A 12,291-nucleotide genomic window follows, 5' to 3' on the forward strand; every position below is an offset into this window, starting at 1 on the left:
GGCGGAACGACTGCCCACAGCGGGGCGAGCGGGGGTGGGCGGGCACCGCCCCGGTGGAGGAGACGCCCCCAGTGGGCGGCGGGGGCCGCCCGAGGGCCCGGCGCGACGGGAGGGGCCGCGGCCCCGGAGGGGGTCAGGTGGTCGTCGTGGGCATCGCCCCCCGGTGTTCCGCCGCCGAGGTCGAGGCGACCAGGATGCCGAGGGCCGGCAGGGCCAGGGGGGCGGAGAGCCAGGCCGACGCGGCGATCACCGCCAGGCCGCAGACGACGAGGAGCGAACCCGCCGGGTCGCGCAGCGCCCGGCGGGCGGCGGGGCCGAGCAGGGCCCGCCAGCGCAGCCCCGGGCGCCACGCCGTCGCCGCCCGCAGGACGGTGACCGTGAGCCAGAGCGCCGCGAGGATCGCCACGGCGCCCGTCGCCCGTCCGCCCGGCACGGGCAGCGCCCGTACGAGCGTCACGTCGGCGGCCGTCAGGGCGAACGCCGCCACGCAACCGAGGCCCGTCGCCCAGCCCCCGCCCCGCAGCGCCGCGCGCAGGTCGGCGGTGAAGTGCCGCAGGCCGGCGTCCTCGCCGCCCGTCCAGCGCCGCAGGTGCGCCGCGCCGGCCGCGAGCGCCGCCGGGAGGGTGACCAGCGGCAGCGCGGCGACGGCGATCCACACGCCCGCCAACAGGCTCTCGGCGAAGACCGCGAAGCGGGCGAGGAGGCGTTCCCGTCTCATTTGAGCCCCGAGGTGGCCATGCCGTCGATCAGGTACCGCTGGAAGGCGAGGAAGAACGCGATCACCGGGAGCAGCGCCACGAGCGACATCGCGATCATGCCTCCGTAGTTGGCGACGCCGTCCTGGTCGACGAACATCTTCAGGCCCAGCGAGACCGTGTACTTCTCGGGGTCGTTGAGGTAGATCAGCGGCCCCAGGAAGTCGTTCCAGGCGTTGATGAACGTGAAGATCGCGCTGGTGATGAGCGCCGGCCGGCACAGCGGCAGCACGATCGACCAGTACGTCCGCAGGTGCCCGCAGCCGTCGAGGCGCGCCGCCTCGTCGAGTTCCCTCGGCAGTCCGCGCATGAACTGGAGCATCAGGAAGACGAAGAAGGCGTCGGTGGCCAGGTACTTGCCGAGCAGCAACGGCGTGTAGGTGTTGACGAGTTCGAGCTTCTGGAAGAGGACGTACTGCGGGATGAGCAGCACGTGGTACGGCAGCAGCAGCGTGCCGATCATCAGGGTGAACAGGAGCCCCCGGCCGGCGAAGCCGATCTTCGCGAAGGCGTACGCGGCGAGCGAGCTGGAGATCAGTACGCCGATCACCGAACCGACGGCCAGGAAGAGGGAGTTGCCGAAGAAGGTGGAGAGGGGGATGTCGGCGATGCCGTCGGCGAGGCGCCGGTAGTTGTCGGTGACGGGGTCGGTGGGGAGGAGGTTCAGGCTGCCGACGATCTCGTCGTTGGGTTTGAGGGAGCCGCCGATCACCCACACCACGGGGTAGAGGATGACGGCGAGGACGGCCAGGGCACCGAGGTGCCAGGCGAGCGGGCCGAGCGTGCGCGACCTTCCGCCGGTACGCGTGACGGGGCTCATCGGCCCGCCTCCTCGTAGTGCACCCAGCGCCGCTGGGACCAGAACAGGACCGCCGTGACGAGGCCGACGGCGAGCAGCAGCATCCAGGCCATCGCCGAGGCCAGGCCCATCCGGCTGTTCTCGAAGCCCTGGATGTAGAGGTAGCAGGTGTAGACGAGGGTGCCGTCGGCCGGTCCGCAGGCGTTGCCCTGGCTGCCGATGATGTAGGCGGAGCCGAAGATCTGGAAGGAGTGGATGGTCTCCAGGAGCACGTTGAAGAAGAGGACGGGCGAGATCATCGGCAGGGTGATGTGCCAGAACCTCCGCCAGGGGCTCGCCCCGTCGACCTGCGCCGCCTCGTACAGTTCGCGCGGCACCTGTTTGAGTCCGGCGAGGAAGATGACCATGGGGGCGCCGAACTGCCAGACGGTGAGGGCGACCAGGGCGTAGATGATGCGGTCGGGGTCGCCGATCCAGCCGCCGGCCGTCATCCCGAGGAGCTGCTGTGCGCGGTCGACGGCGGCGCCGTCGGAGAAGAGCGCGCGCCAGACGACGGCGATCGAGACGCTGGCCCCGATGAGCGAGGGCGCGTAGAACGCGGCCCGGTAGAAGCCCTGTCCGCGCCGACTCTGGTGGAGCAGCAGGGCGACGCCGAGCGCGGCGGCGAGTTTCAGCGGGGTGCCGATCACCACGTACCGGCCGGTGACCTCGACCGAGGTGCGCCAGCGGGGGTCGGCGAACATCTCGGTGAAGTTGTCGAGGCCGATCCACTTCGGGGCGTCGAAGAGGTTGTAGTCGGTGAAGGCGAAGTAGAGCGAGGCGACCACGGGTCCCGCGGTGAGCAGGAGGAAGCCCGCGATCCAGGGGGACATGAAGAGGTAGCCGGCGAGGTTCTCGCGGCGGGCCCCGTCGGGACGGGAGGAGGCGCGCGAGGGCCTGCCGGTGCGGGAGGAACCGCGCGGGCGCTCGTCTTCCGGCCGGGAGTCCGCCGCTGCGGTCTTCCCGTCGGGCCGGCCGGGCGGAGCGGGGCGGGGTGCGGAGGTCACGGCGGCGTCCATCAGGAGGAGAGCGCCGTCTTCGCCTCGGTGAAGTACTGCTTCACCGCGTCCGCGACGGTCCGGGTGCCCAGGGACATCTCCTCGGAGAGGCGCAGGAAGGCGGCCTCGCAGACGTCGGCGCCGGCCGGGTGGGGGGTGATCGGCTCCAGGACGCGGGACTCGACGAGCTGCTTCTCGTACGCGGCGATCTGCTTGCCGACCTCGTCGGTGGGCACGTACGCCCGGTACTGGGCCTCGGTGGCCGGGACGCCCCGGTCGTAGCCCATGGTCTTCCCGACTTCGGGGTCGTGGACCATGAAGTCGATGAACCGGGCGACTTCCTCGGGGTGCTCGGTGCGCTTCGAGCCGCTGAGCATGAGGGAGCCGAGGTACTGGCCGGTCCTGTGGCCGTCCGTGGTGGGGATGGGTGCGAGGCCGTACCGGCTCTTGCCCTCGGCGGTGTAGCGGACGGCGAAGTTGTCCCAGGTGAACTCGGCGCCCGCGAGTTCGGCGGTGACCGCGGACTTGGGCTTGGCCTGGATGGTCTTCTTCGGGTCGGCGTAGACGCCGGACTTCACGCGCTGGAACGCCTTGGTCCACCAGTCCGTGAGGTCCGCCTCGGTGAAGCCGAGTCCGGAGGTGGTGAAGAAGGCCTTGCCGTGCTGGCGCAGGTAGAGGTCGTACAGGTACATGATCCCGTACGGGCCCGCGTCGCCGGCCCGGCCCTGGCTGTCGTGGATCCTGGCGAGGGCCTCGTGGTACTCGTCCCAGGTCCAGCCGGGCTTCGGGGCGACGCCGGCCCCGGTGAAGACGGCCTGGTCGACGACGAGGGCCATCGAGTTGCTGCCGACGGGTACGCCGAGCAGCTTGCCGTCGACCTCGCCGAACTTCTCCAGGCCGGCCCGGAACCCTTCGAGGCGGAGGTGTCCCGCCTCGGCCTGCTCGCGCAGGTCGAGGAGGACGTTCTTCGCGTCGTACTTGCGCAGGAAGCCGATGGCGTTCTGGAAGACGTCCGGTGCGTTGCCGCCCGAGGCCTGGGTGTTGAACTTCTTCCAGAAGTCGGCGTAGGGCTGGAAGTCGGTCTTGATCCTGATCTTCGGGTGCTTCTTCTCGAAGAGCGCGATCGACTGGTTGATCCGCTTGGCCCGGTCGTCGGAGCCCCACCATGCGTACCGGAGGGTGACGGTGCCGTCCCCGGTTCCGGAGCCGGTGCCGCACCCCGCCGCGGTCAGGCCGAGGGCCGCGATCGAGCCGCCCGCGAGCTTGAGCAGACCTCGACGGTCAACAGTGCCTTGAGTACGCACAGTTCGTCCTCCGCGCGTCATTAGAACGTTTCAGGAAAGCGCTTGCTGGGACAAAGTAGGGTCGCTCGCCAGTCGCGTCAACGCTTCGGACAGGATCTTTCGAAGCGCTTCGAGCAGCGCTACGGGGAGACTGCTCTGAAAGGATTCAACAGAGGGCCCGTCAGGCCAGCCTGATGACGTTCCAGGACATCGGCTCCAGGACCGCCCGCAGCACCCCGTCCGCGAGGCGCGCGCCCTCCACCGCGTGCGGCACGACCCGCTCCGGCTCGTCGAGCGTGTTGCGGGCGTCCGGGTCCGCGTCGGCGAGCGCGCTGTGCTCCACGACCCGGTGCAGGTCGAGACCGCGCAGCGCGACCTCCAGCGAAAGCGGCGCGTTCCGGCCGCGGTTGACCGCGAAGACCGTCACTCCGCCGTCCTCGCCGCGCACGGCCGTGGCGTGCAGCAGCGGGACGTCCCCGAACCGTTCCGTCGGATACGTCGGCGAGGCCACGCGCACGTCGAGGACGGTCCCCCGGCCGTACCGGGAGGCCTGGGCGAAGGGGAAGAAGGTGGTCTGGCGCCAGGCGGGGCCGCCGGGCTCGGTCATGATGGGGGCGATCACGTTGACCAGTTGGGCGAGGCAGGCCACCGCGACCCGGTCGGCGTGGCGCAGCAGCGCGATCAGGAGCGTGCCCACCACGACGGCGTCGGTGACGGTGTAGACGTCCTCCAGGAGGCGCGGGGCCTCCTGCCAGTCCTCCACCGGCTGCGGATCGGGCCGGCGCTGGTACCAGACGTTCCACTCGTCGAAGGAGAGGGTGAGCCTCTTCGGGGACTTCAACCGGGCGCCGACGTGGTCGCAGGTGGCGACGACCTCCTCGATGAAGGCCTCCATGTCGACGGCGGAGGCGAGGAAGGAGTCGCGGTCGCCGTCGGTCTCCTCGTAGTAGGCGTGCAGCGAGACGTGGTCGACGACCTCGTACGTCTCCGCCAGGACGGTGGCCTCCCAGGCGGCGAAGGTCGTCAGGCCGCGCGCCGAGCTTCCGCAGGCGACGAGTTCGAGCCCGGGGTCGATCTGCCGCAGCGCCCGGGCGGTCTGGGCGGCGAGCCGGCCGTACTCCTCGGCGGTCTTCTGGCCGGTCTGCCAGGTGCCGTCCATCTCGTTGCCGAGGCACCACAGGCGGATGCCGAAGGGGTCCTTGTCGCCGTGGGCGATGCGGCGTTCGGAGAGCTCGGTGCCGCCGGGGTGGTTGGCGTACTCGACGAGGTCCATGGCCTCGGTGATGCCCCGGGTGCCGAGGTTGAGCGCCATCATCGGCTCGGCGCCCGGGCCGACCTTCCGGAGGAAGGCCATGAACTCGCTCAGGCCGAAGCGGTTGGTCTCGGTGGACCGCCAGGCGGCGTCGAGCCGGCGCGGCCGCCGCTCGACCGGGCCGACGCCGTCCTCCCAGCGGTATCCGGAGACGAAGTTGCCGCCGGGGTAGCGGAGGGCGGTGACGCCCAGCTCGCGGACGAGCTCCAGGACGTCGGTGCGCAGCCCGTCCTCGTCGGCGGCGGGATGGCCGGGCTCGTGGATGCCGGTGTAGACGCAGCGTCCGAGGTGCTCGACGAAGGAGCCGAAGAGCCGGGGGTCGACGGGGCCGACGGTGAAGTCGGGGTCGAGGGTGAAGCGGGCGGCGGGCTCGGGAAGTGACATGCGAATCCCTCTCGTTCGAGACGTTCGAAATATCGACCAGCGGCCGTATGTCCGAACGAGAAGGTAGGAGCGGAGCCTTCGGCCGTCAATGGATCACCGGCCCCCGGACGTCCGAAGGCCGGGCGGGCCCCTCTCGGGGACCGCCCGGCCTCGTCGTACGCGGAGCCCGCTCTCGCGGGGCGGGCTGTTATTCGAGCAGCTCCGCGTACGAGCCCATGGCCAGGGCGATGTCCGCCTGGGCCCAGAACCGGTGGTAGGTGAAGACGGGGGCGGCGCCGCCCGCCAGGTAGGCCTCGACCTTCGGCCAGGCCGGGTCGTTCTTGTAGAAGGAGCGGATCGAGGCGAAGGTGGAGGAGGAGTTCACCGCGTCGCCGTTCGGCATGGTGCCGGTCCAGCCGCTCGGCACGTACACGGGGTCGTCGAAGCGGTTGTAGTCGGCGCGGGTCTCCGGGACGGCGATGCCCAGCGCGTCCTGGTGGTGGTTCCACATGCCGTCGAGGAGGGCCTTGGCGACGCGCTTGGCCTCGGCGTGGCCGGACTTGGCCGCGTAGTAGGTGAGCGTCTTGGCGTAGGCGGCGGCGACGCCGACGTCGTCGGTGTAGTCGGCGACGGTGACGTGCAGTCCGGCGTTGGCTCCGGGGCTCGTCGCGTTCCAGGTGTCGGGCGCGCCGGACCACTGGAGGGTGGAGGGGACGCGGTAGGTGCCGTCCGGGTTGATCGTGGTCTTCGACAGCGCCCAGGAGACCCACTTGTCGAGGACGGTCTTCGCCTTGGCGTCACCCGTCTGCTGGTAGTACTCGGCGACCCGCTCCATGGACCAGGCCTGGAAGCCGAACCACTGGTTGGACGCGGGGTCGTGGTAGACGGGCTTCTCGTCGTAGTACATGCCGTGGAAGGTGGGGGTGCCGGCCGGCGGGGTGGCGTAGCGGCCCTGCCAGCTGTTGGTGGCGCCGCCCGCGATGGCGCCCTCGTCCGACTGCAGCCAGCGGTAGAACTCCAGCTGCCGGCCGAGGCTGGTCGCCCAGTCGGCCGCGCCCGTCGCCGACTTGGGCTTGAGCGGGGCGTAGGAGCTGAGGGCGTAGGCGGCGAGGGGGTTCTGGTAGCCGCTGTGGTTGTGGCTGGAGCCGATGCGCCAGGACCAGCCGGCCGAGGTGTCGGTGGCACCGCCCCACGCGTAGTACCAGGACAGCAGGTAGTGGGCGCTGTCCTTGCCGGTGCCGGCCGGGCAGGCGGTCGGCCCGACGCAGTTCCCGACCTTCTTGAAGTACTTGTCGAACATGGCGTAGCGCAGGTAGTCGCCCATCTTGGCGGCCTTGCCGACGGTTCCGGCGACCTGCGCGCCCTTGCCCTGCTGCTTGGCCCAGAGGTCGGCCCAGTAGGCGGCCTGGACGGCGCGGGCGTCGGCGTCGGGGGCGTCGGTGAACTTCCACTGCTTGGCGTAGGAGGAGTCTCCGGTGAAGAGGTCCAGGTAGCCGTTCTTCCCGCCGAAGGAGAAGTTGTCGCAGGTGGGGTGGGTGACGGTCTCCCAGACGGACTCCTGCGGGCCGCGCTGGAAGGTGTTGATGTACGAGGGGCCGGTCGCCGTCGGTCCGGCGGAGCACTTCCCGGGCTCGTTGCCGTAGCCGTAGACGTTGTCGACGTCCTGGATCCAGTGCATGCCGTAGATGTCGTCGGTGCCGTAGGCGCTCTTGAGCTCGGCGGCGATCGGGTCGGAGCCCGAGGTCACGCCGGAGTCGAGCTTCGCCGGGTACTGGGAGGGGAGGTCCCACTCGGGGGCGTACGTCGCCGGCTTGGAGGCGTTGTAGGAGGAGGTGGTGGGCTGGTCGGCGTGGGTGGGGATCATGAATTTCTCCATGGTCTCCCAGGCGCCGTTGAACTTGGTCCAGTCGCCGGTGATCTTGCCGTACATGGCCTGGAGCCAGATGAGGTAGCTGTACGCCTCCGAGGTCGTCTCGTGCCCGTGGTCGGGGGCCTCGACGATCAGGGTCTCCACGGAGTGGTACGGGATGCCCTCGGGCGAGAAGTAGCCGTTGGCCGGGTTCGTGATCTTCCCGTGGAGGTCGAGGAAGCGCGCGTCGTACGTGGAGTTCGCGGCCAGCTGGGCGACGGTGACCTCGGCCTTGGCGTGGCCGGGGGCGGTCGCGGTGAAGACGGCGGAGCCGGTGCCGGTGGCCGCGGCGGCGACGGTCACCTTCTGGGCGGTGTTCCAGTTCGCCGGGGTGAAGGTGAGGGTGGCCGGGGTCGCGGTGAGGTTGGTGTTGCCCGAGGTGCGGGCGACGCTCACCGTGACGTTGGCGGTCGGGGCGGTGGAGAGCTTCAGGTCGAAGGTGCCCGTGGCCCCCTGGCGCACGCCGAGCTGGGTCGGCGAGGCGACGAGCGCGGGGCCGGCCGCGACGGTGATGCCGACGGGCGCCGACTCGGCGGAGGCGCCGAGGCTGTCGTAGGCCTTGGCGTAGAGGGAGTGGGCGCCGGTGGCGAGGCCGGCGGCGCTGTAGGTGAAGGGCGCGGTGGTGTCGGTGCCGAGGAGGGTGGTGTCACTGTAGAACTCCACCTTGTTCACGGTGGCGCTGTCGGCCGCGGCGGCGGTGGCGGCGAGCGGCACCGCGTCGCCCTGGGTGTAGACGGCTCCCGGCGCGGGGCTGGTCAGGACCGCGACCGGGGGCTGGTGGGCGCCGGCGCACGTGGTGCCGTTGACGGCGAAGCCGGTCGGGGCCGTGTTGGTCCCGCTGTAGGTGAACTGGGCGCCGGTGGTGAGGGCGGCCCCCGCGGCGAGGGTGCCGTTCCAGGACGCGTTGGTCACCGTGACGTTCTTGCCGGACTGCGACCAGACGCCGCTCCAGCCGTTGGTGAGCTTCTGGTCGCCGGCGTAGGAGTACGTCAGCGTCCAGCCGTTGAGGGGTTCGGCGGCCCGGTTGGTGAGGGTGAGTTCGGCGGTGAAGCCCGAACCCCAGTCGTTGGTCTTGTAGTCGACGCTGCACTGGACGGCGGCGGCCTGGGCCGTCGTGGTGCCGACGGCCGTGAGGCCGAGGGGGAGGGAGAGCGCCGCGGCCAGCGCGGTCAGCTGCCGGCGGGGTCGCGTTCTCGGGCGGAGTCGTGCCATCGGGTGGTTCTCCTCGCGGCTCGGGAGGTCGGGGAAGCGAAGAGCGGGGAGGTGCGACGGTCAAGCTCTGAACCAGTGGGAGCGCTCCCACTGTGCAGTTGGGGCCCAACGCCGTCAAGGTGCGTGAGGAAGTCGAAGCCAAAAGCCGGGGAATTTACCCAACTCCTCTTTTCCTTGGCGCCTGTTGGCGCTACGGTCTGCCCCGACCCAGTGGGAGCGATTCCATCCAGTCGGCACACCGTCAGGGGTGTGCCCTCGCTGCGAGGACTCGCTCATGCGACATCCCCCACGTCTGTCCGCGCTGCTCGCAGGAGCGGCGCTCACGATGGCGAGCACCGCTCTCGCCGTCATGGGTACGGCCTCAGGAGCCGCGGCCGCACCCGCCTGCACGGTGGAGTACTCGGTCGTCGGCCAGTGGGCCGGCGGCTATCAGGGCGCCGTGACCGTCACCAACAACAGCGCCGCGCTGAACGGTTGGAGCCTCGGCTTCGACTTCCCGGCCGGCCAGGTGATGAGTCAGGGCTGGGGCGGGAAATGGTCCCAGTCCGGGACGTCCGTCACGGTGGTCAACGAGAGCTGGAACGGCGCGCTCGGCACGGGCGCGAAGATCTCGGCCGGCTTCATCGCCTCCTGGACCGGCACCAACACGGCGCCCACCGCCTTCACGCTCAACGGCACCCCGTGCACCACGGACGCGCCGTCGCCCACGCCCACGCCGACCCCCACGACACCGACCCCCACCCCGACCACCCCGACGACTCCGCCCACCACTCCCCCGACCACCCCGACCCCGGTCACCGGAGCACCCGAACTCGGCGTCTCCGGAAACAGGTTCATCGACCAGAACGGCGCCACCCGCCGTCTCCTCGGCGTCAACCGCTCCGGCGGCGAGTTCATGTGCGTCCAGGGCTACGGCTTCTTCGACGGTCCCGTCGACGACGCCTCCGTCAAGGCGATCGCCGACTGGAAGGCCAACACGGTCCGCATCCCCCTCAACGAGGAGTGCTGGCTCGGCCTCGACAACGTCAAACCCGAGTACCGGGGCGCGAACTACGTCGCCGCCGTCAAGGACCTGGTGGCCAAGGTGCTCGCCCACGGCATGACCCCCGTGGTCGAACTCCACTGGACGCACGGCCAGTACACCGGGAACTCGGCGGGCTGCTCCGACACGCACGCCACCTGCCAGAAGCCGATGCCGGACGCCCAGTACACCCCGGCGTTCTGGACCTCGGTGGCGAACACCTTCAAGAACGACAGGCGGGTCGTCTTCGACCTCTTCAACGAGCCCTACCCGGACCGGGCGACCTCCACCGCGGCACAGGCCTGGTCCTGCTGGCGCGACGGGGGCACCTGCCCCGGCATCGGCTACGAGGTCGCCGGCATGCAGGACCTGGTGGACGCCGTCCGCGCCACGGGGGCGAAGAACCTCGTCCTCGTCCCGGGCCTCGCGTACTCCAACGACCTGAGCCGGTGGCTCACGTACCGCCCCACGGACCCGGCGGGCAATCTGGCCGCCGCCTGGCACGTCTACAACTTCAACACCTGCGCCGACGAGGCGTGCTGGAACGACACCCTCGCCCCGGTGGCCGCCCAGGTTCCCCTCCTCGCGGGCGAGATCGGCGAGAACACCTGCGGACACGCGTTCATCGACCGCGTCATGAAGTGGTTCGACGACCGCGGCCTCTCGTACCTGGGCTGGACCTGGAACACCTGGAACTGCAACTCCGGTCCCGCGCTGATCACTTCGTACGACGGCACCCCCACCGCCTTCGGCATCGGGCTGCGTGACCACCTGCGCGCCCTCAACCCCTGAGAGGAACCCCCACCCATGAGCCGCACCAGCCGCACCGCCCTCCTGGCGGCACTCGGCCTCATCACCGCGACCGGAGCCACCGCCACGGTCTTCGGCACCGCCACCGCCGGCGCCGCCGCACCCGGCTGCAAGGTCGACTACCAGATCACCAACCAGTGGAACACCGGCTTCGGCGCCAACGTGACCGTCACCAACACCGGTGACCCGGTGGCCGCCTGGACCCTGGAGTGGACCTACGGCGGCAACCAGCAGGTCACCCAGGGCTGGAACGCCACCCTCGCCCAGTCCGGCGCCGCCGTCACCGCCAAGAACGTCTCCTACAACGGGACCCTGGCGACGGGCGGCTCCACCTCCTTCGGCTTCAACGGCTCGTACAGCGGCACCAACGCCGTGCCGGCCGCCTTCAAGCTGAACGGCGTCACCTGCAACACCACCACGCCTCCCACGACCCCACCCACCACTCCCCCGACGACCCCTCCCACGACCCCGCCGACCACGCCTCCCACCACCCCGCCGGCCGGCACCAAGGCCGACAACCCGTACGCCGGCGCCAAGGTGTACGTGAATCCCGAGTGGTCCGCGCACGCGGCGGCCGAGCCCGGCGGCACCAAGGTCTCCAACCAGCCCACCGGCATCTGGCTGGACCGGATCGCCGCGATCAACGGTTCGAGCACCTCCATGGGACTGCGCGCCCACCTCGACGAGGCCCTGAAGCAGAAGGGCTCCGGCGAGCTCGTCGTCCAGTTGGTCATCTACGACCTGCCCGGCCGCGACTGCGCCGCGCTCGCCTCCAACGGCGAGCTCGGCCCGACGGAGATCGGCCGCTACAAGACCGAGTACATCGACCCGATCGCCGCGGTCCTCTCCGACTCCAAGTACGCGGGCCTGCGGATCGTCACCACGGTCGAGCTCGACTCGCTGCCCAACCTGGTCACCAACGTCTCCGGGCGTGCCACGGCCACCGCCAACTGCGACGTCATGAAGGCGAACGGCAACTACATCACCGGCGTCGGCTACGCGCTCAAGAAGCTCGGCGCGATCGCCAACGTCTACAACTACCTCGACGCCGGCCACCACGGCTGGCTGGGCTGGGACGACAACTTCGGCCCGTCCGCCGAACTGTTCAAGCAGGCGGCCACGGCGGAGGGCTCCACGCTCTCCAACGTGCACGGCTTCATCGTCAACACCGCCAACTACAGCGCCCTGAAGGAGGATCACTTCACCATCGACGACAGCGTGAACGGCGTCTCCGTACGGCAGTCCAAGTGGGTGGACTGGAACCGGTACACCGACGAGCTGTCGTACGCCCAGGCCATGCGCGCCAAGCTGGTCTCGATCGGCTTCGACCCCAACCTCGGCATGCTGATCGACACCTCCCGCAACGGCTGGGGCGGCACCGCCCGGCCCACCGGACCGGGCGCCACGACCAGCGTCGACACGTACGTGAACGGCGGTCGCTACGACCGGCGCATCAACCCCGGCAACTGGTGCAACCAGTCCGGTGCGGGCCTCGGCGAGCGGCCCCAGGCGGCCCCGGCCGCGGGCATCGACGCGTACGTCTGGATGAAGCCCCCGGGCGAGTCCGACGGCGCCTCCAAGGAGATCCCGAACAACGAGGGCAAGGGCTTCGACCGGATGTGCGACCCGACGTACACGGGCAACGTCCGTAACGGGAACAGCATGTCGGGCGCGCTGCCGGACGCCCCGCTGGCCGGCAAGTGGTTCTCGGCCCAGTTCCAGGAGCTCCTGAAGAACGCCCACCCGGCGCTGTAACACCCCGGCGGGGAGGCCGTAGAACCCGACGGGGA

The 12,291-nt window shown here is 70.5% G+C and carries 8 protein-coding genes; 2 read left to right on the top strand and 6 right to left on the bottom strand.

From position 1 onward, the window contains the following. Nucleotides 1-133: 133 nt before the first annotated feature. The 6 genes from BLW86_RS05490 to BLW86_RS05515 all read right to left on the bottom strand — a co-directional run bounded on the left by BLW86_RS05490 (nucleotide 134) and on the right by BLW86_RS05515 (nucleotide 8,670). Nucleotides 134-718, bottom strand: a complete 585-nt coding sequence (locus BLW86_RS05490; RefSeq protein WP_093872964.1) for a hypothetical protein — start codon at nucleotides 716-718, stop codon at nucleotides 134-136. Then, complete coding sequence (locus tag BLW86_RS05495; protein ID WP_256341228.1) at nucleotides 715-1,575, bottom strand: carbohydrate ABC transporter permease; 861 nt, start codon at nucleotides 1,573-1,575, stop codon at nucleotides 715-717. The genes BLW86_RS05490 and BLW86_RS05495 overlap by 4 nt, the downstream gene beginning before the upstream one ends. Continuing rightward, complete coding sequence (locus BLW86_RS05500; protein ID WP_371129450.1) at nucleotides 1,572-2,612, bottom strand: carbohydrate ABC transporter permease; 1,041 nt, start codon at nucleotides 2,610-2,612, stop codon at nucleotides 1,572-1,574. The genes BLW86_RS05495 and BLW86_RS05500 overlap by 4 nt, the downstream gene beginning before the upstream one ends. After that, a complete protein-coding gene (locus BLW86_RS05505; protein ID WP_371129451.1) occupies nucleotides 2,612-3,895 on the bottom strand; it encodes an ABC transporter substrate-binding protein in 1,284 nt (427 codons plus the stop codon). The genes BLW86_RS05500 and BLW86_RS05505 overlap by 1 nt, the downstream gene beginning before the upstream one ends. Before the next feature lie 160 nt (nucleotides 3,896-4,055). Next, nucleotides 4,056-5,570, bottom strand: a complete 1,515-nt coding sequence (locus BLW86_RS05510; protein ID WP_093872966.1) for an arabinosylfuranosidase ArfA — start codon at nucleotides 5,568-5,570, stop codon at nucleotides 4,056-4,058. Between the two features lie 187 nt (nucleotides 5,571-5,757). After that, nucleotides 5,758-8,670: a glycoside hydrolase family 48 protein gene (locus tag BLW86_RS05515; protein WP_093872967.1), complete on the bottom strand. Its 2,913-nt coding sequence runs from the start codon at nucleotides 8,668-8,670 to the stop codon at nucleotides 5,758-5,760. Nucleotides 8,671-8,944: 274 nt separating this feature from the next. On the opposite strand from BLW86_RS05515, the gene BLW86_RS05520 reads away from it, so the two are divergent. Then, entirely contained in the window at nucleotides 8,945-10,483 is a 1,539-nt protein-coding gene (locus tag BLW86_RS05520; protein WP_177181565.1) for a cellulase family glycosylhydrolase, read from the top strand. Nucleotides 10,484-10,498: 15 nt separating this feature from the next. After that, nucleotides 10,499-12,256, top strand: a complete 1,758-nt coding sequence (locus BLW86_RS05525) for a glycoside hydrolase family 6 protein (RefSeq protein WP_093872969.1) — start codon at nucleotides 10,499-10,501, stop codon at nucleotides 12,254-12,256. Nucleotides 12,257-12,291 lie beyond the last annotated feature (35 nt).

This window comes from Streptomyces sp. TLI_105 (assembly GCF_900105415.1).
In the GTDB taxonomy this organism is placed as follows: Bacteria; Actinomycetota; Actinomycetes; order Streptomycetales; family Streptomycetaceae; genus Streptomyces.